Source organism: Ensifer sp. NM-2 (assembly GCF_003024455.1).
In the GTDB taxonomy this organism is placed as follows: Bacteria; Pseudomonadota; Alphaproteobacteria; order Rhizobiales; family Rhizobiaceae; genus Ensifer; species Ensifer canadensis.
This window is the reverse complement of sequence record NZ_PVZR01000033.1, coordinates 46,745-72,306: the sequence shown is the minus strand read 5'-3', so window position 1 is coordinate 72,306 and position 25,562 is coordinate 46,745. Positions and strand designations below refer to the sequence as shown.

Annotated in this window: 21 protein-coding genes; 10 read left to right on the top strand and 11 right to left on the bottom strand. The window is 62.1% G+C overall.

Annotated elements, in window-relative coordinates; all coding sequences use genetic code 11:
* From C6558_RS35900 to C6558_RS35885, 5 genes are all read left to right on the top strand, one after another.
* On the top strand, positions 1–6,311 hold a 6,311-nt coding region (locus C6558_RS35900), incomplete at its 5' end, for an autotransporter outer membrane beta-barrel domain-containing protein (RefSeq protein ID WP_107028559.1).
* 169 nt (positions 6,312–6,480) lie between these two features.
* Positions 6,481–6,885, top strand: coding sequence for an invasion associated locus B family protein (locus C6558_RS35895; RefSeq protein WP_107028558.1), 405 nt, complete (start codon positions 6,481–6,483; stop codon positions 6,883–6,885).
* A gap of 86 nt (positions 6,886–6,971) precedes the next feature.
* Positions 6,972–7,415 (top strand): hypothetical protein, encoded by a 444-nt coding sequence (locus C6558_RS35890; RefSeq protein WP_146160953.1) that lies wholly within the window; start codon positions 6,972–6,974, stop codon positions 7,413–7,415.
* A 104-nt stretch (positions 7,416–7,519) separates the two neighbouring features.
* Complete coding sequence (locus C6558_RS40135) at positions 7,520–7,657, top strand: hypothetical protein (protein WP_156408396.1); 138 nt, start codon at positions 7,520–7,522, stop codon at positions 7,655–7,657.
* Positions 7,658–7,736: 79 nt separating this feature from the next.
* Positions 7,737–8,189, top strand: coding sequence for a DUF2721 domain-containing protein (locus tag C6558_RS35885; RefSeq protein ID WP_057209609.1), 453 nt, complete (start codon positions 7,737–7,739; stop codon positions 8,187–8,189).
* Between the two features lie 36 nt (positions 8,190–8,225).
* Here C6558_RS35885 and C6558_RS35880 read toward each other — a convergent pair whose 3' ends face one another.
* The 4 genes from C6558_RS35880 to C6558_RS35860 form a co-directional block, all read right to left on the bottom strand.
* The gene (locus tag C6558_RS35880; RefSeq protein ID WP_057209611.1) at positions 8,226–9,002 is read right to left on the bottom strand and encodes an ATP-dependent Clp protease proteolytic subunit; all 777 of its coding nucleotides are present in this window, start codon (positions 9,000–9,002) and stop codon (positions 8,226–8,228) included.
* Entirely contained in the window at positions 8,989–10,296 is a 1,308-nt protein-coding gene (locus C6558_RS35875; RefSeq protein ID WP_057209613.1) for a hypothetical protein, read from the bottom strand. Before C6558_RS35875 ends, C6558_RS35880 begins: the two co-directional genes overlap by 14 nt.
* A gap of 360 nt (positions 10,297–10,656) precedes the next feature.
* On the bottom strand, positions 10,657–11,703 hold the full coding sequence (locus C6558_RS35865; protein WP_063963344.1) for a sensor histidine kinase: 1,047 nt from the start codon (positions 11,701–11,703) through the stop codon (positions 10,657–10,659).
* A gap of 475 nt (positions 11,704–12,178) precedes the next feature.
* Positions 12,179–13,072 carry an NmrA/HSCARG family protein gene (locus tag C6558_RS35860; protein WP_107028552.1) on the bottom strand — a complete coding sequence of 298 codons (894 nt, stop codon included), beginning with the start codon at positions 13,070–13,072 and terminating at the stop codon, positions 12,179–12,181.
* A gap of 92 nt (positions 13,073–13,164) precedes the next feature.
* Between C6558_RS35860 and C6558_RS35855 the strand changes: the two genes are divergently transcribed.
* On the top strand, positions 13,165–13,575 hold the full coding sequence (locus C6558_RS35855) for a helix-turn-helix domain-containing protein (RefSeq protein ID WP_107028551.1): 411 nt from the start codon (positions 13,165–13,167) through the stop codon (positions 13,573–13,575).
* Between the two features lie 306 nt (positions 13,576–13,881).
* On the opposite strand, the gene C6558_RS35850 is transcribed toward C6558_RS35855, so the two are convergent.
* From C6558_RS35850 to C6558_RS35820, 7 genes are read right to left on the bottom strand one after another with little or no spacing between them, the layout of a single operon-like run.
* The gene (locus tag C6558_RS35850; protein ID WP_107028550.1) at positions 13,882–15,189 is read right to left on the bottom strand and encodes an NtaA/DmoA family FMN-dependent monooxygenase; all 1,308 of its coding nucleotides are present in this window, start codon (positions 15,187–15,189) and stop codon (positions 13,882–13,884) included.
* Positions 15,190–15,204: 15 nt separating this feature from the next.
* Positions 15,205–15,855: an NAD(P)-dependent oxidoreductase gene (locus C6558_RS35845; RefSeq protein ID WP_107028549.1), complete on the bottom strand. Its 651-nt coding sequence runs from the start codon at positions 15,853–15,855 to the stop codon at positions 15,205–15,207.
* A gap of 19 nt (positions 15,856–15,874) precedes the next feature.
* The gene (locus C6558_RS35840) at positions 15,875–17,125 is read right to left on the bottom strand and encodes an NAD(P)/FAD-dependent oxidoreductase (protein WP_107028548.1); all 1,251 of its coding nucleotides are present in this window, start codon (positions 17,123–17,125) and stop codon (positions 15,875–15,877) included.
* A gap of 5 nt (positions 17,126–17,130) precedes the next feature.
* Positions 17,131–18,021: an NmrA family NAD(P)-binding protein gene (locus C6558_RS35835; RefSeq protein ID WP_107028547.1), complete on the bottom strand. Its 891-nt coding sequence runs from the start codon at positions 18,019–18,021 to the stop codon at positions 17,131–17,133.
* Positions 18,018–19,052 carry an ABC transporter substrate-binding protein gene (locus tag C6558_RS35830; RefSeq protein ID WP_057209634.1) on the bottom strand — a complete coding sequence of 345 codons (1,035 nt, stop codon included), beginning with the start codon at positions 19,050–19,052 and terminating at the stop codon, positions 18,018–18,020. The genes C6558_RS35835 and C6558_RS35830 overlap by 4 nt, the downstream gene beginning before the upstream one ends.
* A 10-nt stretch (positions 19,053–19,062) precedes the next feature.
* Positions 19,063–20,295, bottom strand: a complete 1,233-nt coding sequence (locus C6558_RS35825; protein WP_057209636.1) for an acyl-CoA dehydrogenase family protein — start codon at positions 20,293–20,295, stop codon at positions 19,063–19,065.
* 12 nt (positions 20,296–20,307) lie between these two features.
* The gene (locus tag C6558_RS35820; RefSeq protein WP_107028546.1) at positions 20,308–21,348 is read right to left on the bottom strand and encodes an ABC transporter substrate-binding protein; all 1,041 of its coding nucleotides are present in this window, start codon (positions 21,346–21,348) and stop codon (positions 20,308–20,310) included.
* Positions 21,349–21,641: 293 nt separating this feature from the next.
* On the opposite strand from C6558_RS35820, the gene C6558_RS35815 reads away from it, so the two are divergent.
* The 4 genes from C6558_RS35815 to C6558_RS35800 are packed head-to-tail and all read left to right on the top strand — an operon-like array spanning position 21,642 to position 25,558.
* Entirely contained in the window at positions 21,642–22,628 is a 987-nt protein-coding gene (locus tag C6558_RS35815; protein ID WP_107028545.1) for an ABC transporter permease, read from the top strand.
* Positions 22,628–23,635: an ABC transporter permease gene (locus tag C6558_RS35810; protein ID WP_107028544.1), complete on the top strand. Its 1,008-nt coding sequence runs from the start codon at positions 22,628–22,630 to the stop codon at positions 23,633–23,635. The genes C6558_RS35815 and C6558_RS35810 overlap by 1 nt, the downstream gene beginning before the upstream one ends.
* 2 nt (positions 23,636–23,637) lie before the next feature.
* Positions 23,638–24,636: an ABC transporter ATP-binding protein gene (locus C6558_RS35805; protein ID WP_107028543.1), complete on the top strand. Its 999-nt coding sequence runs from the start codon at positions 23,638–23,640 to the stop codon at positions 24,634–24,636.
* Entirely contained in the window at positions 24,614–25,558 is a 945-nt protein-coding gene (locus C6558_RS35800) for an ABC transporter ATP-binding protein (RefSeq protein ID WP_107028542.1), read from the top strand. Before C6558_RS35805 ends, C6558_RS35800 begins: the two co-directional genes overlap by 23 nt.
* Positions 25,559–25,562: the final 4 nt, after the last annotated feature.

Below are 25,562 nucleotides of genomic sequence, written 5' to 3'. Positions count from 1 at the left end.
GGGGCGGGGCCGGGGGGGCGGGAGGCGCGATAACGATCACCAACTACGGGGCGCTGACCGTAGAATCGCTCAACTCGAATACGGCCAGAGGTATGACCGGCATCTTTGCCGTGAGCAAGGGCGGCAGCGGCGGCGAACAGAATAGCGGTGCGGCGGGCGACCAAGTGGGTGGCAACGGCGGCAGCGGCGGTACCATCAAAATCTCCAACACCGGACAGGTGAATCTCGGCAGTGGGACAAACCCGCTGAGCGGACTGGACTATGTCTGGGGCCTTGCCGCCGAGTCCACCGGCCAGGCAGGCGGCCACGATAACGGTGCGGGCGGCGCGGGCGGCTTCATCGATATCGAAATCGGTTCCTCCGGCAATACATCCGCCGGCGCGATCGGCATCTACGCGAACGACGCCGACAGCGTGCGCGGCATCTATGCGCTGAGCCAGGGCAGCAACGGCACAGCTTCGCAAGACAGCTCCGATGAAGGCGGCACCGGGGGCGGCGGCTCGGTCATAAATGTCGACACGTATGCCGACATGAAAATCGTCGCGACCGGCAAGGTGAATGACCTGTCAGGTGGCGTCGTTGCCGTTACCCAGGGTGGCGAAGGCGGCGACGGCTGGAGCTCAAACGTCGCGGGCGCCGGTGGCGAGGGCGGCAGGCCAGAAAGTGGAATAGCGGCGACGACCGTGACGGTCCATTCAGGCACCATTTCGACCCAAGGCGACTATCTTGGTGGCGTGATCGCATTGAGCCAGGGTGGCCGCGGTGGCGACGGCCAGGCCGGCGAGAAGGACAGCTCCGGCGGCCGCGGCGGAAGCGGTGGGCAAATCCAGTTGAACCTGTCCGGCGGTAGCGTTGAGACGCAGGGCAGCTACGCCTATGGCTTGCTGGGCCAGAGCATTGGCGGCCAAGGTGGCAATGGCGGCGACGACACCGCCGTTGTCGGCACGAGCGGCGGGGGCGGCTATGGCGGCAATGCCGGCAGCGTAGGCGTCTTTTCGAGCGGGGCTTCGAAGATCACGACGACTGGAGATTACTCGGCCGCCATTACTCTGCATTCCATCGGCGGCGGTGGCGGCACCGGCGGCAACTTCACCGACGTGCTCGGGGGTGGCGCGGGCAATGGCGGCAATGGTGGCAGTGGAAACACGGCTATCGTCAACAACAACGCGGCGATCGCCACCTCGGGCGGGCATTCCTATGGCATCCTGGTGCAGTCGATCGGCGGCAGCGGCGGCACTGGCGGCATCGCCGACGGGCTGACGCTCGAGCTGGGTGGCAATGGGGGCGACGGCGGGCAGGCCGAAACGGCCAGTGTCCAGAATTCCGGCGCGATCACCACCTCCGGCTATTCGGCGCACGGCATCATTGCGCAGTCGATCAGCGGCGGCGGCGGCGCCGCCGGTATGGCGGGCGGCATCCTGTCGATCGGCGGTTCCGGCGGTAGCGGCAACTATGCCAGCACTGCCGAGGTCCAGAGCTCGGGCGCCATCAGTACGGCCGGCGACGCAGCGATCGGCATCATGGCACAGTCGATCGGCGGCGGCGGTGGTTCGGGCGGCGGTGCGAAGGGCATCGCGACCGTCGGAGGTTCGGGCGGGGCTGGCGGCTCCGGCAGCCATGCAAACGTATTGCTGACTGGCGGTTCGGTCACCACGCAGGGTGAGATGTCGCATGCGATCATGGCGCAATCGGTCGGCGGCGGCGGCGGCAATGGCGGCAATGTGATCGACCTGTCAGTGGGTGTTCCGGCACTAGGTGTCGGCGGCACCGCCTCGGGGGGTGGTAGCGGCGGATGGGTCTGCGTCACCAATGAAAATTCCGGCGGCGATTGTTCTACAGGCTCTGGAACGCAGGCAGTTGCCATCGCGACAGAAGGCTCCGGTGCGCTCGGCATACTCGCGCAGTCGATCGGCGGCGGCGGCGGTAATGGAGGCAACGCCACGGGCGGCGATGCCGGGCTCGGCAGCTTCCAGATCGGCGGCGGCGGCGGTGGCGGCGGCTACGCAAACACCGTGACCGTCGGCTTCCAGGGACTGAACCTGACGACCCAGGGCTCGCACGCGGCGGGCATCGTGGCGCAGTCGATCGGCGGCGGCGGCGGTACGGGCGGTTCCGCCAGTTCCTATTCCGCAGGTATCGGCTTCACGGCGTCGGTGGCTGTCGGCGGCACCGGTGGTTCCGGCGGCGCCGGCGGCGAGGTCTCTATTGACCTGACCGACAGCATTATCAAGACCGGGCAGGGCGGCGGCGGTGTGACCGACGCGATCGGCGTGCTCGCTCAGTCGATTGGCGGCGGTGGCGGCAGCGGCGGCTCCTCGGTTGCCGACGCGCTCACCGTGGCGGTGCCGACCGGCGAAGACGTCTCCCTGGCGATGAGCGTCTCCACGGCCGTCGGCGGCAGCGGCGGATCGGGCGGGACTGCTGAGGAAGTGTCGCTGACGCTGGACGGCAGCTCCGCGGTCTCCACGAAAGGTGCTTCGTCGCATGGCCTTGTGGCGCAATCGATCGGCGGCGGCGGCGGCAATGGCGGCAGTGCGTCGTCGATGGCCGCGACCGTCGGCACGGTGGACACCGTCAGCGCCGACATCGGTGTCTCGGTCGGCGGCTCCGGCGGCAGCGGCGGCAATGGCGGTATCGTCAAGGTCGATCTCAACGACAGCGCCTCCGTGACGACGGCCGGCGATTATGCCAATGCGATCGTGGTGCAGTCGATCGGCGGCGGCGGCGGCAATGGGGGCGTCGGCAGCGTCAACAGCAAGCAGATCGGTAGCGGCTTCAACCTGGCGGCAAATGTAGGGGTCGGCGGCTCCGGCAGCGGCGGCGCCAGCGGCGGAAACACGACCGTGGACCTCGAGAGCGGCACCAGCTTGCAGACCGGCGGGTCCGGTGCTCGCGGTGTGCTCATCCAGTCGATCGGTGGCGGCGGCGGTACTTCGCAAGGTGTTAGCGTCGGGCTGTCGGCCAGCGCCGACCTGCCCGGCGGCGAGGAAGCCGAAGATTCCGAAGGGGGTAGCGGTGCTTTCTCCGCATCTGTCGGCGTTTCCGTTGGCCGGACTGGCGGCAGTGGCGGGACGGCGGGCACGGCCACCGTCACCACCACGGGTAAAATCAATACCTCTGGCGCAGATGCGGACGGGGTGCTCGCGCAGTCGATCGGCGGTGGCGGCGGGCTAGGAGGCTCGGTGGGGCAGGCTACTTCTGACGATTCCGAGCCGCTCGACGACGCGGGTGACAGCGAATGCGCCAGCGAAGGCGGCAATGGACATGGCTACTGCTTCAACGTCAGTGTGGGCGCTACCATTGACGACGGTGGAAGTGGCGGCACGGCCGCCAATGGCAACACAGTCACGCTGACGCATGGCGGCCACATTGCCACCACGGGCGACTGGGCAGACGGCATCGTCGCCCAATCGATCGGCGGCGGTGGCGGTGCCGGTGGCACATCCACCGCATCCGGCAGCCAGGCGACGGCCAACATCACCGTGGGTGTTGGCGGGAGCGGCGGTGCGGGCGGTAATGGCGGCTCGGTCGACATCACCTTCGACAGCGACCACGGCACCGCCGGCATCAGTACCGCTGGATATAGCGCCTACGGTGTGCTGCTGCAGTCGATCGGCGGCGGCGGCGGCCAGGGCGGCGATGGGTCCGACAAGGCGGCAGGCAAGATCACCGTTGGCGGCGGTTTCGGCGGCAGCGGCGGCGCCGGCGGCAGCGGGGGCAAAATTACGGTCGGTGCGGGAAGCTGGCTCGCCCTCCAGACCAACGGCGACGATTCGATAGGCCTCCTGGCCCAATCGATTGGCGGCGGCGGTGGTGTCGGCGGCGCCGGAAGCACCAAGGCGGCCGAAGAGGATAACAGCCATGCGATCGATCTTGTTGTGGGCGGCAGCGGTGGCGTCGGTGGCAGCGGCGGCGAAATCGACCTGAACTATGGCGGCGGCGTAGACACCTATGGCGATCGGGCCCATGGCATTGTCGCGCAGTCGATCGGCGGCGGTGGCGGCATCGGCGGCGCCGGCGAGGCCGACAGCATCGGCTCGCTCGTGGTCGGTGGCTCGGGCGGTGGAACAATAAACGGCGGCGCCGTCACGGTCGATCTGACCAACGACAGCACGATTCATACGCGAGGTCTGGCCGCCCATGGCCTCGTGGCCCAGTCGATCGGCGGCGGTGGTGGTATTGGAGGCACCGCCTCGGGTGCCCCGCTCTCCTCCAAGGGCAACAGTCCCGGCAGCACCGGTGACGGCGACGATGTCTCCGTGTCTGTTGACGGCAACATTACCACGTCGGGCGACTACGCCTACGGCATCCTGGCCCAGTCGATCGGCGGCGGCGGCGGTTTCGGTGGCAACGCGACTAGTGCTTTCATCGGCTCCAACGGCAATCTCTCGTCGGCCGGCAAAAGCGGCGATGTGACGGTCACCCTCGATGCTGGCAGGGCTATCCAGGCGACCGGCAAAGACTCGATCGGCATATTCGCGCAGAGCGATGCAGGGACGGACAACAACGGCAAGATCAATGTGACCGTCAATGGTTCCGTCACCGGCGGCTCCGACAACGGCGCCGGCGTCTGGGTTTCGGCCGGGAAATACAACATGGTGACCGTCAATTCCGGAGGCAGCGTCTCTGCTGCTTCAGGCCTTGCCGTTAACTATACCGTCGGCAGAAGCTCGCCCGCCGGCAGCACCCTGACCGTGCTTAACTCCGGCACGATCAGCGGCAGCGTGAGAGGGGATCTCGTCGACAGCAAAGTCGTCTCCAACGACGACGACAACGTGCCGATGGCCCGTTTCGGCAGCGGCATGGCCGTCTCCGTGATCAATGAGGCCGGTGGCCTGCTGACGGATGCGGAGATTTATGAGGCTGACGTGATGAATCATGGCAGGCTGATGATCGGTCATTCCGGCGGCATCGACGCCACCAGAATCACTGGCGACCTCACGCAGGACGCGGGTGGCATACTGGAGCTCACCGCCGACTTCGCTGGCTCGCGCATGGATCGGTTGACCATCGACGGTGACGCTACGCTGGACGGCAAGTTCGCGGTGAACGCCATCAGCGTCCTGCCCGACATCAGTCTGCCGTTCCTCACCGTCGGAGGCACCCTCGACCATTCGCTGAGTGCCCAGTCGGCAATCTTCGACTATGCCATCACCCAGGCAGGAAACGAGCTGTCGGTTTCGGCGGAGTCGGCCCACTTCGCCGAGCCCGGCGTCGCGCTAAACGACGGCCAGGACAGCGTCGCAGGTCACCTGCAGGAAATCTGGGATGCCGGCGGTGGCTCCTATGGCACGCTGTTCGGCACGCTCGGCTCTCTCGCCGACGGCGATGCGGGCAGCTATGGAGCAGCTCTGTCGGACATGTCGCCCGGTGTCTCCGGTGCGGCTGCGGCCGGGAGCATCGCCATGACGCAGCAGCACCTCGACCTGTTGCTGAGCTGCCCCATGTTTGCCGCGGGCACCTCGTTCCTGACGGAGACGGAGTGTGGTTGGGCTCAGGCCGGCGCACAGACGCTCGACCAGAAGACCAGTGCCAGCGTGTCGGGCTTCGATACCACGACCTATGCCCTGCAAGCCGGCGCCCAGGTCGAGGTGTCGCCGAACTGGTTCGTCGGCTTGGCTGGCGGCTATGACCGCAGTTCCATCAGCGGCGACGACGGCCGGGTCAACGCCAACGGCGACATCCTCTACGGCGGCGTTTCCCTGAAGCACCAGAGCGGCCCCTGGTTACTGTCGGGTGCCGTTGCCGGCAGCTACGGTTGGTACGACAATACGCGCACGATCCAGATTCCTGATTTCGCCAGCCAGGCCGAAGGCGACCCAGAGGTTTACAATGTCAGCACCCGCGTGCGCGCAGCCTATACCTTCGCGCAGGATCCTTACTATGTGCGGCCTCTGGTGGACTTTGACCTGATTTATTCGCATGCCAATGGCTATCGCGAGTCGGGAGCCGGCGCCCTCGACCTCCTGGTCGATGATGTCGGCCAATGGAGCCTCCACGCCACTCCGGCCATTGAACTCGGTACGCGTGTTGACGTTAACGAGACAACGGTCATGCGGGCATTCGCGGCCGCCGGAGTGAGCTTCAGCAGCGCCGATAGCTGGGATACGTCTGCACGGCTGGCCAACGCGCCCGCCGGGATAGGCACGTTCGGCAGTGAGGTGCCGCTGGCCGCCGTGGTGGGGCGGCTGACCGCTGGCGTTGATCTGGCGAGCGACAACGGCTTCAGTTTGCGCTTGAACTACCAAGGCTCGTTTTCCGACACCTACACGAGCCACGGCGGCGCGTTGCGCCTCAGTTATAAGTTCTGAGAGGAGACAGGGGGCCTTGAGACAGTGCTTATCACCGAGGTTCCGGTCGAACCGGACAATCTTCGCTACCGTCTGCCTGCTGGTCCTGGCCATTGGTCAAACGTTCGCACAAGAGCACGCCACGCTCCCGGGCGGTGCGTCCTCTCTGCAGGAAACCTACGCGGACTGGATGGTTAGCTGCGTCCAGAGGAAGAACAGGCATTGTCTTCTCATGCAGCAACAGACACAGCAGAACGGACAGCGGCTTTTGGCCATCGAGATGGCAGCCGGTGGCGATGGGAAGACTGCGACGGGTACACTTGTTCTGCCCTTCGGGCTCGCACTTGATGCCGGCGTATCGCTTCAGGTCGATGAGAAGTCTTCGGAGGCACCTGTGCGTTTTAGCACCTGCGTCCCCGCCGGATGCGTTGTGCCGCTTAGCTTCGACGGCGCAGCCCTTGCCGAGCTGCGGACTGGAGCGGTGCTCAAGATGATGGCCAAGGCTGCCAAGACCAACGAACCTATCTCGTTGTCGGCTTCCCTGAAAGGCTTTTCCGCTGCCTTCGATCGGGTGACAGCCCTGATGATGAAATGACACCTGGGTGCGTCGTCGGCGCGAACCGTCTTGCTCCATCTTGTTACAGCTTGCTTCCAATCGTCCGGCGGATAATGATGTGCACGTTGAACAAATTCATTACCAAAACCATCAAATGGTTTCTCATTGTTTTCGGTTTGGCGACCTGTGGGACACTGCCGTTCGCGCTCGACATCAAACTCATCACACCGATGCTCGGTGGACTTGTCGATTTCACCCCTTCCAGCGTACCGGCTCTGCGACACTGGGGCATCATGATCTTCGGAATTGGCGCACTGATGGTGGTCGCGGGGTTCCGTCCGTGGTTACGATTTGAGACCATGGTGTTCAGCACCTTCGAGAAGGCATTTATGGTCTATCTGTATTTAACCAATCTCGGGGAGCCTTGGATAGCAGGTTATTTTGCTGCCTTCCTTGTCGATTTCACCATCGTCGCATATGGCGTGCTGTACTTCATCAGCGCCGAGGGCCGGCCCAGCCGCTGGACCGTGAGGAGATTGGTCTGCCCCCTGAAAAGTGGTCCTTCTTGAAGTATGGCTTATAAGCCGCAGAAGGACATTCAAACCGCGGCGAAAAGACGCGAGGCGGAAATCACGAAGCATTGTCAGACATGCACTGTTCTTGTGAGGCGGCATTGACCGCCAGCATCAAACCGCTCGCCCTCAAATATAGCCGATATGGCTTTCGCCGCATCAAGGCGAATGCTGCGCCAGGCAGCTGGATTGTGAACTTCAAGCTCAAGGTCCCGGCGGGTCTACTATCAGCTTTATGATGGGCGTTCCGCCGTGACTACATCTACCGCTGTCCAAAGCTTGATGCATCGCAGTTCAATTTGTTTCTGAGAGGTACGCATGCACCCACCACCTATCGTTACAGACCATGCCTCTGTCATACAAACATCCCTTGCGCCGGTGTTTTTGTTGGCTGGTACCGCAGGCTTTGTCAGTATCTACACCACCCGCCTCGGGAGAGTTTCGGACCGGCTGAACGAAGTCGCGGATAGGGGTAAGCAAAGCAAGTTGTTTCGCATGCAGCTCGCGTATTTGCGGCGAAGGGCACTTGCTCTGGAGGTCGCGGTCGTGCTTGGGGTGATGGCCGGCATTTGCACGGGCTGCGCAATCCTTAATCTACTTGCTGGCGCTCTTGCCCTCGGACTGCGCCAAGAAAATCTCTTTTGGTTGTTTGGTGGTGCCATCGTCTCGCTCACCGGATCGCTTGTCGCATTCTTGTTTGAATTGCTCACCGCCGGACGGAACTTGTTGCGGCAAATACGAATGGACCAAGTTCCAATGGAGCAAGACTGACCACGGATCTCCTTCGGCCGGGCTGACCCAGTTCGGTTACTTTTTCTTCATCGCGCCCGAGAGGCCCGTTGTCAGCTTGAAATCGATCATCTCCTGTGCCGAAACATACTGAAGTTTGTCGGGCGGAGTTTCGAGAGCTTTGATCCATAGTCCGGCGTCGATCCCCATTTCTTCGAGATGCCGTGTGATCCGCGCTGTGGTTAATTGGGTGGACGACATCGCCTGATCTGCCGTTGTCCGATCAGTGCTGGCATTGGACAACTGATGCACGCCGACGACCGCTTCCGGTTCGGCCAATCGTCGCACGCCGCCGGCAAAGACAATCGGGCAGGAGGACGCGCAAAGAGCCCCTGACGCCACACGGGTATCAAGTCCCTTCTCACGGATCAGCTTGGAAATTGCCAATGCATCGTCAACCGATCCCCCTGGGGAATTGAGAGACACCGTTTTCACGTATTCGCCGCGCTGTTCAATTTCGCGGACGAACCGCTCGCCCGCGCCAATGTCGAATGTGCCTTCAGCGAGTAGAACTCCATCACGCTGGAGTTCCAGCTTCATGGGCTGGCGCAACACTTCATGTGAGCTTAGCAGTTCAACCGGCGGACCATCGCGTCCGGTCCCGCCTGGAGCCGGGAGAAGGATTGGCCAACGAGCCGGATCAATGATTGGTTCCTCGGCATTCCGTTCCCATAGAGAACGCATATCGATCACGAGGAATATCGCTGTTGCCGCTAACAGACTGAAGAACGTCCCGCGCATCCAGACGCCGTCATCGACCCGCGCCAGTATTTTGAGCCCTTCATCGATCCTCATGAGACCGGTCCTTTGCGCGCCCCCGCGGGTCGAGGTTGGTGATGTTGGCGGTGTCCTCAACCTTGCAATCAGCGTCCGCGAACTCCACCACTTTTTCAAGATCAACGCCGTTTGGGCTTATCGCGCGCTGGACTTCCAGCGCCATCAGAAGTTCGGCGGCCGTTATGCGTTCAGCGAACGGCATCGCCTCCTCCTGTTTGCGGATCGCGCCATGTACGACTGCCAGGATGAAGACCAGTACCCCGGGAAGAAGGTCGATAGAAATGGCACCGGCCCAAGCCGGTATGAAATCGGACGCGTAACGCAAGACTGCCTCCGCAGAAGATAACGGGACAAACCGGCGTTCCTGGACGTTTGCCCGGGAAAGGATTTCATCGGCCGATTCCGACAGTACTTTCGACTGCGCAGCTACAGAGGCGCGCACTGTTTCCATCACCCGGTCTTGGCGGTTGACAAGATCGGCGTCTCCGCCATCGGCGATCGGTGCGATGAAGCCCAGGGACAGATCATCGGCGGCGCGGCGGATGGAAGGAGCAATCGACGTTTGCCCGAGAGACGCTATGACGCCCGTGAGCGCGACCACTTCAGAGGAGAACTGGTCAGCGCGCGGTTCGATTGCGCCGGGCGCGGAAACAAGCGTGCGCATGGTTTCGAGCCGCTTCTGCCCGTCATCGAACAACGCTGTCACCTGCTCACGGGAGGCATTGATGCCGTTCTCGAGTTCCTTCATCTGTGCGGACATTTGCGACAAAAGCTGCACGACGCTTCCGGATCCGGTCGTGCCTGTGAGCGCTCCCGACTGACGCTCCGATGCGGCAAGCTGCGAAAACCGCTCGGACGCACGCTGGATATCGGGCAGCAGGCTTTGAGCGGCTAGAGCGTTCTGATGCGCCTGATCGAGGTCCGCAGTGTAGCCCTCCACCGTTTCGGCAAGGTGCTGTTCCAATGCCGCCGAGCCGGCGAGCGCCGCTGCGTTGAGCCAGCTCGACATGGCCATAATCATGGCAGCACCCATGGCCATGACGCCAAGCATCGCGGCTCTACCCGTATGCGTGGTCACGTGCGGATAGAAGCGGGCCATGTAAGACCAGAACGCGTAGATTCCGACCGAAACCGACGCTGAATAAATGATAGCCGCAAAGAAGACCGCCGTTGCCGATCCATCGAGGATGCTGCGCACACCGAGATATGTGTAAACGCCGGACGCAAGCGCAAGCACCGCAACCGCGAAACGCGTCATCGTTTCAACGGCAGCGACCCCCTCATGCAGTCGCTGGGATGCGCCGGTAGCCATGAGCAGGATCTCCGAGAAAGGAAACTATTCCTTAACAAGGGATGATGAACGAGGCGGAATCAAGGCCCACCGTCCGCAGCGCCCGTTCCGTTCCCTCTCAAAAGAATGAGAAGAATGTCGAAGCGCCATTTTGGATCCGGAACCTTGTGGACGCTGATGGCGTCTACACGGAGGCGCGCCAGCTTCAATTGTTGAAGACTTTTGCCCGCGCATGCAGTTTAACGATGTTTCGGTCCTCGAACAGGACCGATGATGTGGCGCTGTAGTGCTGACCCGAGATAACGAGCTTTGCGCTTGGAAGGGTTTCGACTGGCAACGACGGGTCGGCGACCCAGCGCTGGCGATCCACGATGATATTGTTTACGCGTTCTCAGCGCCCAACAATGATCCAGTCAACTGAAAATGGAGACCTTCGGGATTATACGAGGACTTCGCTTCCCCAAAAAAATACGTGGCAACGATCTTGTTCGCGAGTATCGAGCCAAACCCGGTTCTCTGCGGCGCGCATACTCTAGGTCCGCCAGCCTCGCGCCAGGTAAAAAAGAACCCTTTATCCCCGTCGGTCGACCAGACGACTTCGACGTGACCTTCATCGGTAGAAAGCGAACCGTACTTCACCGCATTCGTCGCTAGCTCGTAGATTGCCAGTGAAATGCCTGTGGCTTGCTGTGCTGACAGCTGAAGGTCTGGACCAGACATGGTTATTCGATCCGGACGGTCGATGTGCGGAGCGATGGCTTGTGAAATCACCTCGGCGATCTGCGCGCCGTCCTCTTCTGATAAGAGGTCCTGCGCCTTGACCAGAGTGCTGATCCGGCTGGTGATGGTTTCTCGCGCGTGATCAAGGCTGTTGGCATTTCTCAAAGATGCACTGACCACCGCGTTCACGATGGCCATCGTATTCTTAACGCGGTGCAGCAACTCCCGGCGCAGGACGAGTTCAGTCTCTCTTGCGCGCACAGTAGCCGTTGTCTCTGTAACCGTGTCGATCAGACCAGCGATTTTCCCATCATCATCGCGAAGCGGCGCGTAGCAGAACGTGAAAAAAGCTAATTCGTCGAAGCCATCACGATTGATCGTCAGCGGGTAATTCTCGATGTACGTCGCTTCCCCGGCATAAGCCTTTTCTGCAATCGGCCCTATACGGTCCCAAGCTTCCGACCACACGTCCGCGAACGACCTGCCGAGAGCGGGCGGTTTCGCACCGAGGATCGGTAGGAATGCGTCGTTGTGAATCGTGGTGAAGTCAGGACCCCAGACGATCGCCTGGGGGAACTCAGAGCCGAGGATCATTTCGACGATTGTTCTGAGGGAAACTGGCCATTCGCGGATGGGGCCGAGTGGGGTTAGCGACCAATCGTGTTGTCTGATCGCTCTGCCCATTCTGGTATCGCCCCATGCATCCATTCGGATTCCCCTCAGTCCCGGCAAGGAATTTTCGCTTGGCTAGTTGCGCCACCTTTTCATGACGACGATAGCGGTCGTCAACGCCAGCATCGAAATTGCTCCCAAACAACCATTCCTTGGGTCGCAAGCCATAGATAAGCGCGCCCTAGGTTTGATGCCAGGGATTTCTTGCCCGTTTATCATGGCAGCTTCCGCCGAAGCGTCGGGAGCGTGTCGTCGATCGCCACCGGCATCTCGACCGGGCGACGTGCATCGAACTCGGCTTGCGCCGTAGCCGCAGACGATTGGGACGCGCGGCCTCGTCAAGGCCGCAACTGCTAGCATCCGCCGCGACTGCGACACGCCGACGCGTTCGGCGGCTTATATGCCGGCTTTCGGCCACGCGGCAGCTCGGCGTGTCAGAGCGATCAGGAACAGCGAGTGTTGGTGGTTTCCTGTTCGCGCGCTATTAGACCCCGTGTGAATAAAGCCGGAGTCACGCCAGCGTGTTGGTTGTCCTCAAGGCTTCATCGAGTGCCCTGCGTCCGTTCCCGGCAAGCCAAGACCGGAAAGAGAGTAGCTCCGGGTTGATCTCACGCATGGCGTTCAGATCGACACGTTCTGCAAGCGGGCCATCCTCCAAGCTCTTCGCCATGTGCGCGAGGTCCGCATTCGCCGCGAGAACGTCATCGGAAAAGCGTGCGTAGGCGATTGGACGACCGGCGCCTTCGGTAAGGGCGGCTTCAAGCTCGTGCCCCGTCACGCGGTCGCTTGCGATCTTCAAAGTCATGCCGCCGAAGCGGGTCTTGTCGGCAAACACCGCAGCAACGAATTTGCCGATGTCCTCCACCGCGGTAAGCTGGATTGAATGATCCGGTCTGATCAGGGATACCAACCGTCCTTCATCCAAACCGAAACCAGGTCGTACGAGCATCTCCATGAAGATCATCGGCCGGATGATGGTCGTGGTGATGCGGAGTTCTCGAACGTGCGCTTCGATGCGAGGCTTGGCATCGAAACGCGCGACACCTGTCAGTTCATCCCCAACGCTAGCGCCTGAAGAATAAACGAGATGGTCGACACCGATTTCGGCTGCCAGATCAGCAATTGAGATACCGTAGCGGACTTCGTCTTCTGCCGCTAAGTTGGCCGGCAGTATGCTGAAAACACCATAGGTGTCTTTCATAGCTGCGCGGATCACGTCCGTGTCTTCGAAGGCGCCCTGCACAAGCTCGACGCCTGCAATCTCCAGCTCTAAAGACGCGGCATCAGTGGAATTCGAAACAAGCGCGCGAACAGGCCATCCCACCTTCAATAAGGCTTTGGCAACAGATCCTCCCTGCCGTCCGGTGGCGCCGAAAACAAAAATTGGCTGTTTGCCATTGGTCATTGAAAACCCTCGTGTTGAACAACAAGGGTCATCCATATATACGAATGGAAAACCGCTGGAAGACGGCACATTTCTCAGCGTCAGGCACAAGGATGATACCCTTGGACAAACAACTCCATGCCGATGCGCTGCAAGGATCAGAGGATAATGGTCTGTTCAGACCGATCCAGGGAAACGGGGTGTGCACGCTGCTGGGCGACAAATGGACTGTTCAAGTCCTTTGGCGCCTTTCGCTCGCGAAGGAGCATCGGCTCCGCTTCTCAGCCCTTAAGAAAGAGGTTGATGGCGTCACCCAGCGGATGTTGACGCTTACACTGCGCAATCTGGAGCGTAACGGCCTCGTTGTGCGCCATTATTTTCCCGAAGTGCCGCCGCGTGTCGAATATGAGCTGACCGAGATGGGCGGCGGGGCTTTGCGCGCCCTTGAAGGGTTCAACTTTTGGGTCCGTGATAATCTGCACACCATCCAGGAATACCGTCGCGCTTACGACGATGCCACGTAGTTAACCCAAGCCTCGTTTTCTACTCGACGACTGCGGGACCACCGGTAGTGCCTCCCGCAAGATCCGCTTTTGGGCAATTTTGCCTCACTGTCGGTGCCGGCTATCTCATTAAACTCTGTGCTTGGTCGGAAATCAGCCGGCATGCGTATCGGCTGCGTTGCGAAAACATTATAGCTGGTCGAAGTTATAACGTTATAACTCTCCCGCTGGCATCAGCCGCGGTCGATCTTTGCAAGAGTCTGCGCTCGGTCGAGAACGCATGTGAAACTCGGTACTCGTTCATCGTTCGTGTTCTGTCGAGCGCTTTTATTCGGGGTAGGGGAGGCCATAACGCTCGCGGACCGTTCGCTCTTCATAACGAGTGCGGTAGACGCCGCGATCCTGCAGGATGGGCACGACCTTGTCGATGAACTCCTCGATATCGTCAGGCGCGCGTGGTGGCTGCAATGTATAGCCATCCACGGTTCCGTCAGCCCAAAGATCAATGATGGCTTCGGAGACCTCCTCCGGCGTGCCGAGCAGCAGACGGTGATGGCCCTCCGAGCGGCGCACGACTTGTCTTGCCGTAAGCTTCTCGTGTTTCAGCAGGTCCGAGAGCCCGAGGCCCATGCCCACCGCCTGAAGCCGGTTGGGATCGGGGACGAAGCGTTCGGCATCGAGAACGGCATCCGGGTCAAAGCCGTCAGGATTGATACCGTTCTCCTTGGCAAACCTCGCGATCAGCCCGTCTTCAGAGCCGGCGCCGCTGAACAGTTCATGCTTGCGCAACGCCTCCTTTCTTGTCTCACCGAGGATGACCACGAGCCCGGGCACGATGCGGATGCCGGCCGGATCACGGCCAAGGGCGGCAGCGCGACCTCTGACTTTCGCGCCGAATGCCCGGCCGGCGGCGCGGGAGAGGATATTGCAGTAGATAATTTCGCCATGGCGCGCGGCGAGATCAATCCCGCCCTCCGATGCCCCTGCCTGTGCGATTACCGGGTGACCCTGAGGGCCGCGCGGCACATTGAGCGGTCCCCTGACGCTGAAATGGTCGCCTTCGTGGTCGATCGCCTGGGCGCTTGCCGCATCCCAGAACCGATCGTTGGGGACGCTGCCCTCGCGGGCAGGATCCCAGCTTGCCCAGAGTTTCTTGGCGACATCGAGAAACTCGGAAGCCTTGGCGTAGCGCTCGTTGCGCGGTGGCAGGGGTGCCGAGCCGAAATTGGCGGCGACATTCGGGTTAAAGGACGAGACGATGTTGATGATCAGCCGGCCGCCGGAAGTGATATCCGTCGACTGGGTGCGGCGAGCCAGATTGTAGGGTGAGTTGTAGGTGGACGACATCGTCGCCACGAAGCCGATGTCGGGCACCTGTGCCGCCAGGGCCGTACAAAGGATCAGCGGGTCGATCGTGTGGAACGGCCGGCTGTTCGGGTCGGTCATCATCGCCGGATGGTCGGAGAAGAACACGGCGTCGAACAGCCCCCTGTGCGCGAGCTCGGTCAGGCGGCGGTAATAGTCCGGATCGTAGATGTCGTGACGGTCGCCAGTGCGGTATTTCCAGGCGGCCGGCAAATAGCCTGTCGTGTTGATGCCGACATTGAGGTTGAGCTTGCGCGTCTTGCGGGACATGCCAATCACTGTCCTTCAATAGGCTGCGGTGAAGCGGCGGCGGATGAACTGTCCTTGGTCCAGCTCATCGAGAATGGCGATGGCGAAGTCGGCCTCCGAAATGCGACTTTCGCCCGCTTCGTCGCGCAACAGCCAGTCTTCGCCAAGCCTGTAGGTGCCGGTTCTCTCGCCGGCCTTGATCGAAAGCGGCGGAGAGACATAGGTCCAGTCGAGATCGTGTTCGCCGCGCTTCAAGCTGCGCAGGATCTCGCGGTTGCGCAACGTATGGGCCTTGTGTTCGACGGGATAAAAGTCGCTGTCGACAACGTCGACACCGGGGCTCGCCTCCAGGCTGCCCACGCCGCCGACGATGATGATGCGGCGGACGCCCGCTTGCTTCACGCCGACAAATAGCGCCGCGTGGGCATCTCGGATCAGTTCCGCGGCCTCTTCTGCGGAATGACGGCGCAAACCTGGGCTATAGGCACTGATGACGGCATCGTGTCCTTTGACGATGCTTGCGACCGCGCTCGCGTCGGCGATATCGGCCTTGCGCAGGGTGAGGCGCTCTTCGGGTTCGATGTCGGTAGACCGGGTGACGGCTGTCACACGACGGCCACGCGACAGCGCCTCCCTGCGGATATTGCTGCCGATGTTTCCGGAGGCGCCGAAGACGACGATGGACATGATCAGAACTTTCCTGGGATTAGAGTGCGGGCACCGACTTTAGCGGCCGGTTTGCCCCGACATTGCGTTGCATGGCTGAGAGCGAGGAGCGGACGGCCTCGTAGCCGTGTTCCCGCATAGCGTTCTCATAGTCATGAACGGCTGCGATCAGCGGCTTGCCATGGCGCCGCGCAGCGACCAGCTCGCGAACCAGCAGACCGGTGTCGTAGAGCGCGGTGTTGCCGCCGAGAGCGCGGAAATAGGTCATCGCGTGGATCGCATCGCCGAGCAGCGTGACCGGGCCGGGTTGCCATTTCGCGCCGGGCGTCGAGCTTTTGACCTTGAGGAAGGCGACCGTCGACGGATCGCTGTGGAGGATGAGCTTCAGGATGCGCTCGTCCCAATGGCCGATACGTTGAAGTAGCGCTTGCAGCAGGCCGGCGCCATCGAGCGTTTCAAGGAGTTCGTCCGGTCCCAGTTCGTCCGTATCGTAAGCGGTGTTCCACCAGGTGTAGCTGGTGGTGTTGTTGAAATGGAAACCGGGGATGTTGCGATGATCGGGGTCTTCGGCGCCAATGAAATCGTGCCGGGCATAGGCGGCTGGATCGACTCGGTGGCTGGTGATCATCAGGCCACGGCCGTCGCTCGGGCGGATATTGGTGTTGAACTCGGTAAGAAGCGGTGAGATGCCATGGTGCGCAGCCGCTTCAAGGCTGATCTTGCCCGCCAGGCGCCGAACACCGGTATCGATGCTCTTCAGATCCGGCAGCAGTTGGCGGCGAACGGCCGACCCCGCACCGTCGGCACCGACCAGAAGGTTGGCGCGGACAGTCGAGCCGTCAGCAAAATGCCCGATAACCGTGCCGTCTGGGAGCGGTTCATAGCGCTCGAAGCGTTTGCCCGTATGGAACCTGCCCTTCAGCCCGGAAAGAAGGATCTGCCGCAGCGTGATCCTGCTCACAGACTTTTCGATATGCGTGTCTTCGGTCTCCCGACTTGCGGGCCCGGCATTATCGAGACGCTCGAAGCCCTCGTCGAGGGTCAGGTTCTCGGTCGGGGCAAGCCCGAGCGTGTCCAGAAAGACCTGGAAGAGATGCGTCGGCAGATTGGCCTGAAGTGCGTCGATGCCACGCTGGCGGATGCGCATGCGAAAGCCTTGCACGTAGTCGGCCCGGCCCGGATCGCGTTCGAACACGGCGGCATCGATGCCGTTCTTCTTCAGACCCTGGGCCAGCGCAAGGCCGCCTGGGCCCCCGCCGATAATGGCGATGTCAACAAAAGAGATGCTCATGACTGTTACTCGGTGAGCGCTGCCTCTGCGGCTGCATGTTCGGAGATGAAGGCTGCGACACTGCGCGGTGGTCGGCCCAGCAGCGATTTCACGACATCGGTCGTCGTGGCCGCACGACCGGCAGCGATCAACCTCGCGAATTGCGCTATGGCACGGTGTTCGAAGTCGGCATCGCCTGATGCCGCCAAAGGGGGCTTCTCGACGACGGCAAACCGCCGCTTCAAAGTCGTCGAGAGCAGATCGGCGAGCTGGCGCGCGCTGACGATGTCAGGACCGGTGAGATTGAGGGTTCGCCCAGTGACGGTGTCGGCGAGAAGCTGATCGACGGCGACATCGGCGATATCTCGTGCATCGATGTAGCCGACACCGGCGTCGGGATTGGCCGCTGCCACCTTATCGGTAGCGATTGCCTGGCGGACGGTGTTGGCGAGCGAGACCTGCATCCAAGCGTTCGGTCGAAGCGAAACGGTATCCAGTGCAAGACTGTTGAGGTGCCGCTCGACAGCGGCGTGGGCATCGCCGGAGATGGAATGACCGGGCGGGTCGATGGTCCAGTCGGAACCTGAGATCTTGACGATGCGCCGGACGCCGGCCGCTACGGCGGCATCGACTGCGCTGATCTGATCGGTGACGAGCCTGGCGCTGATGGGTGACAGGAGCAGGAGCCGTGCGCCGTCGCGTACCGCGGTATCGAGCGAAGTACGATCGCCGAAGTCGCCGACGGCAATCTGTACGCTTTCGCCAAACAGGCGGCGTGCGGCATCGGGCCGGCGCGTAAGGATGCGAACCGGTTGTTTCAGAGCGGCCAGCCTCCGAACGATGAGCTGGCCGAGCTTGCCGGTGGCGCCGGCGATGATGGTTGTCGCACCGGTGACAGGAACTGCTGCTTTGCTCATGCGGCCGCCCGCCGTGATGCGGCCTCCAGCGGCCGGTGATCGATCCAGCCAAACACGTCGAAGTCGGCCGGAAGGAAGCCCCATTCGAGCAGGAAGCGTTTGAAGTGGTCGAAGGCAGCCAACTGCTCATCGTCGAGTGTCAGCTTGAGATGGCTGTGGACATCCGGACCATTCGCAGCCCGGATCGCGTCTTCGCCCACGCCGATTTCATTGGCGATGAAGCGCACCGCTTCATTCGGGTTCGCCTCCGCCCATTCGGCAACACGTGCGACCGTTGCGACAAGGCCCGTGACAAGGTCGAAATGCTCGTCGAGAAATTTGAGGTCGACGGTCAAGGGCCTCGGCGTACCGTTGTTGATGCGGATCTTTGCATCAGAGTGGAAGCCGAATTCCGAGACGACGACGGCGCCGATCTGATTGGCTAGCACCAAACCTTCGGCACCCTTGACGAAGAAGGCATCGATCTTGCCGCCCGCCAGCGCCAGAAGCTCGTCGCCGTAGGGATAGCGGCGCTTCAACCCGAGAAACGCGGCATTGCCCCTTTCGATCAGGTTTGCCTCGCTGCTGTCGAGATAGACCAGTTCGACATCGCGATGGGTGAGCCCCTCAAGCTCCAATGCGGACACGATGCCTTTCAACGCGGTGGCGCGCTGGAAGTCGACGATGGCTTCATTCGGTTTGCGCGGCACCCCGATGCGCCGGCCCTTCAGATCCGAGCCTTTGGCGATGCCTGAGCCGGGAAGCGCGATGATCGCCTGGAATTCGTCCGTGGTCGTAATGCCGACCACTCGGGTCTGCCGTCCGCCCGATCGTGCCCAAAGGGGCGGGATGTTGCCACCCTGGCGGAACGAGTGGTCCAGCGTATGGGTGAAATGGCTCTCGCGGACGGTCTGATCCTTGCTGTCGCGGATCGATCGAACCGCGACACCGGTGGCTTCGAACTGCCGATCGACCCAGCCGAGTTGGTGGGCGATCGACAGGGGCGTGGGGGCCGGGCAACGGGTGTACCAGACGGAATTGAGTGATGACATCGCGAGGCTCCTAGCTGCGGCCGACAACGGCAAGGCGGGGTTGTTGATGGGTGCGAACCGGCACCGGCTCCAGCGGCAGCGCCGGGGCAGCGGCGTGCCGGCTGAGTGCCGCCTTGGCGAGCATCGTGCGGATCAGGTTGTTCTGCGGCGCATGGGCCTTGCCGGACAGCGCATCGCGGTGGTGACGCTCCAGCGGGTTGTCGCGGCTGATGCCGGGATTGCCGCCGAGTTCCAGTGCAAGCGTGGTTGCGGCGATCGCATTCTCGATGACGGTGTGCTTGACCGCCGCCGCATCCGGGCCGAATGGCCGACCGGCGTCGAAATCCTCGGCAATAGACCGGAGCAGCCGGCGATTGACCGTCAGCAGGACCTCGATCTGGCCGAGCCCGTCCTGGATGCGCGGCACGGTGGAGAGCGGTGCGCCGAGGCTTGTGGGTGCCCGCGTGGTGGTGAACTCGATCAGCCAGTCGCGGGCGCCGCGCGCAGCACCGTCGTAGATCGCTGGCACAAGGCTGAAGTACCAGGCGCCCATGCGTTCGTCGCGTTTCAGGCCTTCGCTCGCGGGCGCTATATCAAGCACATCCTCCACCGGAACGGCGACGTCGTCGAGGATCAGATCGTCGCTGTTGGTGGCGCGCATGCCGGTGGCGTTCCAGGTCTTTTCGACGCGAATGCCGTCGGCGGACGTCGGCACGAGAAACGACCCGAGGCGCGGCACCGGCTCGTCGGTGACGGCGAGCACGGCGACCCAACGCAACAGCGGAATGCCAGTCGCATAGGTCTTGTGGCCAGTAATCCGCCAGTGATCGCCGACCCGGCGCGCGATGGTCTCCGGTAAAGAGCCGTGTGACGGAGATCCGACACGCGGTTCGACCTGCGCAGCATTGATCAGCGCCACGCCCTCGCGGTTGGCCTTGATCACCCGTTCGACAAGATGCTCCGGCCATTTGCCCGAGGTGCGCAGCGAATAATGCTGGTTGTAATGCATCGACAGAACGAGCGCTGTGGACGGCTCGCCGCGGGCAATCGCCGAGACGACCGAGAGTGCTTCGGTCAATCCGCCGCCCAGACCGCCTTGCTCCGTCGCGGTCACGAGGCCGAGCAGCCCGGCTTCGTGAAGCGCATCGAAATTGGCGAAGGGAAATTCGCCGGTTTCGTCATAATGCCGGGCGGTCAGCGCAAAGCGCTTTCCCAAGTCCTCGGCCCTTTCAATCGCCAACTCGATTTCAGTTGCGGCGGTCATCGGCTTCTCCGGTCAGGCAACGGCGCGTGTTTCGAGATCGGCCCAGGGACGACGATCAACCCAGGCTTCGATGTCGAAGTTCTGGGCAAGGAAGCCCCACTCGTGCAGGAAGTCCTTGTAGTGACCGATCGCGTCCACCAGCTCAGGCTCGAGACCGATCCCAAGATGGCGATGCAGGTCCGGGCCGTTGGCGGCGGCGACGACCTCTTCGGATGCGCCGACTTCGCGGGCAACGAAGCGGCGCACGTCATCCGGATGCGCTTCGGCCCAGGCGCTTGCGCGCTTGAGGGTCTCGATCAGCTTTGTCACCAGATCGGGCCGGTCCTCTGCCAGCCGCTCGTCGACCGTCAGGATGCGTGGTGAGCCTGAATTGATGCGGATTTTGGGGTCGGGGTGGAAACCGAACTCGGTCACGGTATGGGTGGCAAAAAGGTTGGCGACGCTGATGCCGGGCGTGCCCTTGACATAGATTGCATCGACATCGCCGCGAAGGAGCGCTGCGATTTCAGGGCCATAGGCCTGCCGGTTGCGCAGGCCGTAGAGCTGAGGTCCGTCTCGATTGTCGAGCACGGTATCTTCAAGCGGGATGTCGACGATTTCGACATCCGTATGCGTCAGCTCTTCGAGCGACAAAGCAGAGACAAGGCCCTTCAGAGCGGTAGCCGCCATGAAGTCGACGATGCCGGGAGGGCGCCGGGCAATGCCGAAGCGACGGCCGACAAGTTCCCGCGTCGTCTTGATGCCCGTTGCCGGCAAGGTGATGATGGCCTGGAACTCATCGGTCCAGGTAATGCCGACGAGCCGCGTCGGATTTCCTTCCGAACGGGCGCGGATTGGCGGGACGTTGCCGCCGTGGCGAAACGAGTAATCCAGATGATGGTTGAAGTGGCTGGACCGGATCGTCCGGTCCTTGCTGTCGATGATGGAGTTGAGGGTGATGCCCTCGCTGGCAAAGGCTTCGTCGAGCAGACCCAGCTGGGTCGCAAGGCCGACCGGGGTCGGGACCGAGCAGCGGGTATACCAGATTTGTGAGATAGTGTTCTTGCGCGTCATGGATCCTCTGCCGTCCTCAAGATGATATCAGGAAGCCTTTTCCGCTCAGGGCGCGCTTTGTAGTGAGCTGTTGCCGAGCGGTTCGCATTTTGAGAATAATCCACCGAAATCAGTGTCTTTTGAGAGCTGTATGGAAAACTGGTTCTCGCAGATCGCCGTTGTCGGGTCGAATTTACCAAAACAGGTTTGACAAAGCCTATAGAGTTAGTCAACAATAAAATCATCGGCGTGGGAAATCCGGGGCCGACGACACGTTTCGCCTTGTGCGAATTTTCAAGTGAGAGACGACAGGCATGCCGGCTTTGGTCAGAATTGTCAGAACGCTGCGACGCACGCTGGTCCAGGCAATTCCGACGCTGCTCGGGATCATCATCCTCAACTTCTTCCTGCTGCAGCTGGCGCCGGGAGATGCTGCCGACGTGCTTGCCGGCGAGGCGGGTTCGGCAACCGAGGAAAGCGTGGCAGCGCTCAGGGCCCGCTTCGGGCTGGACAGCCCGGTGCTGGAGCAACTGGCAACATATCTCAACAATCTCGCGCATTTCAGGCTGGGATTTTCGCCGCGCTACGGCATGCCAGTCGCCGACCTGATCGCCCAGCGCCTACCGGGCACCTTGACTCTGATGGCGGTGGCGCTCGTCATCGCGATCTTCCTCGGCGTCGTTCTAGGATCCTTGATGGCGACATTTGCCGGACGTCTTCCCGATCGGCTGCTCTCGGTCTTCTCATTGCTGTTCTACTCGATCCCGAGCTTCTGGATCGGCCTGATGCTGATCGTCTTCTTCTCGGTCAAACTCGGCTGGCTGCCAAGCGGCGGCTCAGGCACCATCGGCTCGCGGCTCACAGGCTGGCCGGCACTGCTCGACACGGCGCGCTATATGGTGCTGCCGGCGACGTCGCTCGCGCTTTTCTACGTGGCGATCTATGCCAGGCTGACGCGGGCCTCCATGCTCGAAGTCAAAAACCAGGATTTCGTCCGCACCGCCTATGCCAAGGGACTGACGCCGTTCGGCGTTACTGCCAGGCATGTGCTGCGCAATGCCCTGATCCCGATCACCACCATGGCCGGCATGCACATCGGCGGCATGCTTGGCGGTGCCGTTGTGGTCGAGACGGTTTACAGCTGGCCGGGGCTCGGCAGGCTCGCCTTCGAAGCGGTCATGGGCCGTGATTTCACGGTGCTGCTCGGCATCCTCCTGTTGTCCTCGCTTCTCGTCATCATCGCAAACGCCGCCGTGGACCTCGTTCACGCCTGGCTCGATCCTCGAATTGGAGCACGCTGATGTCCTCGACCGGTGTCGGAGCACTCCGCAATATTCCAGGCGCCACCTATGCGCCTGCGACAGAAAATGAGCAGCCTGCCGGGGTTGCGCCGACGGAGGGCCCGGCCTGGTCCAACGTGAAGGCGCCGGACGCGCGCTCCCAGCAAAGTGCGACGATCGCAATCACCAACGGGCGACGCGCCCTGAGGGTTTTCTTCGCCAATCCGAACGCGCTGTTCGGTACTGGCTTTCTCGGCCTCGTCATCGCCGTCGCGCTTCTGGCGCCCGTGTTTTTCCCCGACGACCCGCTTTCGATGGTGGGGCGGCCGTTCCTGTGGCCGGGACAGGATCCGGCCTTTCCTCTCGGCACGGATTCGCTGGGACGCGACGTGCTATCAGGCATCCTGCACGGCTCGCGCATTTCGCTGTTTGTCGGGCTGACGGCGACCGCGCTGGGGCTGACGTTCGGGGTTCTGGTTGGCGCAGTTGCCGGCTATTTCGGCGGCTGGGTCGACGATATTCTCGTCAGGCTCGTCGAGATCTTCCAGACGCTGCCGAGCTTTGTCCTTCTTGTCGTCCTGGTGGCGATCGCCCAGCCCTCGGCGACCACCGTGACGCTCGCGATCGCCGTCATCTCCTGGCCGACCGTGGCACGGTTGACCCGCGCCGAGTTCCGCGCAATCCGCGAGAAGGACTTCGTCATGGCTGCCCGCAGCCTTGGTTTCGGCCATTCCCGCATCATTTTCCGCGAGATCCTGCCGAACGCCTTGCCGCCGATCATCGTCACGTCGTCGGTCATGGTCGCGACCGCCATCCTGATGGAATCGGCGCTGTCCTTCATGGGGCTCGGCGATCCGAATGTGGTCAGTTGGGGCTCGATGATCGGGACCGGCCGAGAGCTGGTCAGAACCGCCTGGTATCTGACGGCACTGCCTGGGTTTGCGATTGTCTTCACGGTGCTGGCGCTCAACCTCATCGGTGACGGATTGAACGACGCCCTCAATCCCCGCTTTTCGCAGGATCGTTGACGATGGCTCCCTTGCTTCGGGTCGAAAACCTCACCATCGGCTTCCCACGTGCAGAACCGGTTCGCAACCTCTCCTTCGAGGTTGCTCAGGGCGAGACGCTTGCGATCGTCGGGGAATCCGGATCCGGAAAATCCCTGACCGCGCTGGCTTTGATGCAGCTGCTGCCGCGCGCGGCAAGGGTGACGAGCGGCCGTATCACGTTCGGCGACCGCGACCTGCTGGCACTCGATGCGCGCGAGTTGCGGCGCCTGCGCGGGCGCGAGATCGCCATGATCTTTCAGGAACCGATGACCAGCCTCAATCCGGTGATGACGATTGGCGGTCAGATCGGCGAAGTGCTGAAGGTTCACGAAAGGCTTTCGGGAAAAGCGGCGCGGGCGCGCACTATCGAACTCCTGCAGCTGGTCCGTATTCCGGGAGCCGACAAACGGGTCGACGACTATCCGCACCAGCTGTCCGGCGGCATGCGCCAGAGGGTGATGATCGCGATGGGGGTCGCCTGTCGGCCGAAGCTACTGATCGCCGACGAGCCGACCACCGCCCTTGACGTCACGATCCAGGCGCAAGTGCTCGATCTGCTCGACACGCTCAGGCGCGAGCTACAGATGGCCGTTGTGCTCATCACTCATGATCTGGGTGTGGTTGCGCAATGGGCCGACAGGGTAGTGGTGATGTATGCAGGCCGTAAGGTGGAGCAGGCACTGCCGGCAGACCTCTTCAAGGATCCGCTGCACCCCTACACGCGCGGGCTGCTTGCCGCTTCGCCGCGGTTGAAGAACGATTTCCACTATCGCAACGGCGCTTTGACCGAAATTCCAGGATCGATCGTCTCGGCGGTGGGCGAGGCGGGCTGTCCCTTCAGGCCGCGCTGCGCCCAGGCGCGGGCGAGCTGCGGCCACCATCTCCCGCCCTTGACCGTCCCGGCACCCGATCGCCTCGTTGCTTGCCCCTTCACCTCGTCCATCAAGGCCGTGCCCGATGCCCTTGCTCTCAGCCACTGACCTCAAGACCCACTACCAGAGCCGTGATGGGCTTCTGCGCTCTGTCGATGGCGTCGATCTCCGCGTCGAGCGTGGGGAGACGGTGGGGCTGGTGGGTGAAAGCGGCTGCGGCAAGTCGACCCTCGGCAAGACCCTGCTTCGGCTGGTTGATCCGACCGAGGGGCGGATCGAATTCAAGGGCGAGGACATCACGCTCATCGACCAGCGGCGATTGAGGAGCGTGCGCAAGTCGATCCAGATGATTTTCCAGGATCCGTTCGCGTCGCTCAATCCGCGCCACACGATCGGTGAAATTCTCGAAGCGCCGCTGGTGGTGCACAGGGCAGGCGGGAGCATGGAGCGACGGCGGATCGTCGCCGGCATCGTATCGAAAGTCGGGTTGCCGGCCGATGCCATCAACCGATATCCGCACGAGTTTTCCGGCGGCCAGCGACAAAGGATCGGCATCGCCCGCGCGCTGTTGCTCAATCCGGAGCTGATCGTCTGTGACGAACCTGTCTCGGCCCTCGATCTCTCGATCCAGGCTCAGATCCTCAATCTTCTGGTCGAGATGAAGAAGGAATTCGGCCTTTCCTACATCTTCATCAGCCACGACCTTTCAGTGGTGCGCTACTTCTGCGACCGGGTGATGGTCATGTATCTCGGCAGGATCGTCGAAAGCGCAGACAACGAGACGCTGTGGTCCGATCCGCGCCATCCCTATACGCGTGCTTTGATGGAGGCGGTGCCCGATCCATCGCGCCCGCGCCACGCTGCCCCGCTTGGCGGTGATCTGCCGAGCCCCAGCAACATTCCTTCCGGCTGTCGGTTCCACACCCGATGCCCATTGGCGGCGGATCTGTGCCGCACCGCCGAACCCGAATTCCGCTTCATAGCACCGGGCCACGAGGTGGCCTGCCATTTTGCGGACAGCATCAACTGAAATG

Bases quoted from the DNA above. Each gene is read 5' to 3' on its own strand.
- C6558_RS35895 (WP_107028558.1), top strand. From the start codon at position 6,481: ATGGTTAGCTGCGTCCAGAGGAAGAACAGGCATTGTCTTCTCATGCAG.
- C6558_RS35885 (WP_057209609.1), top strand. From the start codon at position 7,737: ATGCACCCACCACCTATCGTTACAGACCATGCCTCTGTCATACAAACA.
- C6558_RS35880 (WP_057209611.1), bottom strand. From the start codon at position 9,002: ATGAGGATCGATGAAGGGCTCAAAATACTGGCGCGGGTCGATGACGGC.
- C6558_RS35875 (WP_057209613.1), bottom strand. From the start codon at position 10,296: ATGGCTACCGGCGCATCCCAGCGACTGCATGAGGGGGTCGCTGCCGTT.
- C6558_RS35865 (WP_063963344.1), bottom strand. From the start codon at position 11,703: ATGGATGCATGGGGCGATACCAGAATGGGCAGAGCGATCAGACAACAC.
- C6558_RS35860 (WP_107028552.1), bottom strand. From the start codon at position 13,072: ATGACCAATGGCAAACAGCCAATTTTTGTTTTCGGCGCCACCGGACGG.
- C6558_RS35855 (WP_107028551.1), top strand. From the start codon at position 13,165: ATGATACCCTTGGACAAACAACTCCATGCCGATGCGCTGCAAGGATCA.
- C6558_RS35850 (WP_107028550.1), bottom strand. From the start codon at position 15,189: ATGTCCCGCAAGACGCGCAAGCTCAACCTCAATGTCGGCATCAACACG.
- C6558_RS35845 (WP_107028549.1), bottom strand. From the start codon at position 15,855: ATGTCCATCGTCGTCTTCGGCGCCTCCGGAAACATCGGCAGCAATATC.
- C6558_RS35840 (WP_107028548.1), bottom strand. From the start codon at position 17,125: ATGAGCATCTCTTTTGTTGACATCGCCATTATCGGCGGGGGCCCAGGC.
- C6558_RS35835 (WP_107028547.1), bottom strand. From the start codon at position 18,021: ATGAGCAAAGCAGCAGTTCCTGTCACCGGTGCGACAACCATCATCGCC.
- C6558_RS35830 (WP_057209634.1), bottom strand. From the start codon at position 19,052: ATGTCATCACTCAATTCCGTCTGGTACACCCGTTGCCCGGCCCCCACG.
- C6558_RS35825 (WP_057209636.1), bottom strand. From the start codon at position 20,295: ATGACCGCCGCAACTGAAATCGAGTTGGCGATTGAAAGGGCCGAGGAC.
- C6558_RS35820 (WP_107028546.1), bottom strand. From the start codon at position 21,348: ATGACGCGCAAGAACACTATCTCACAAATCTGGTATACCCGCTGCTCG.
- C6558_RS35815 (WP_107028545.1), top strand. From the start codon at position 21,642: ATGCCGGCTTTGGTCAGAATTGTCAGAACGCTGCGACGCACGCTGGTC.
- C6558_RS35810 (WP_107028544.1), top strand. From the start codon at position 22,628: ATGTCCTCGACCGGTGTCGGAGCACTCCGCAATATTCCAGGCGCCACC.
- C6558_RS35805 (WP_107028543.1), top strand. From the start codon at position 23,638: ATGGCTCCCTTGCTTCGGGTCGAAAACCTCACCATCGGCTTCCCACGT.
- C6558_RS35800 (WP_107028542.1), top strand. From the start codon at position 24,614: ATGCCCTTGCTCTCAGCCACTGACCTCAAGACCCACTACCAGAGCCGT.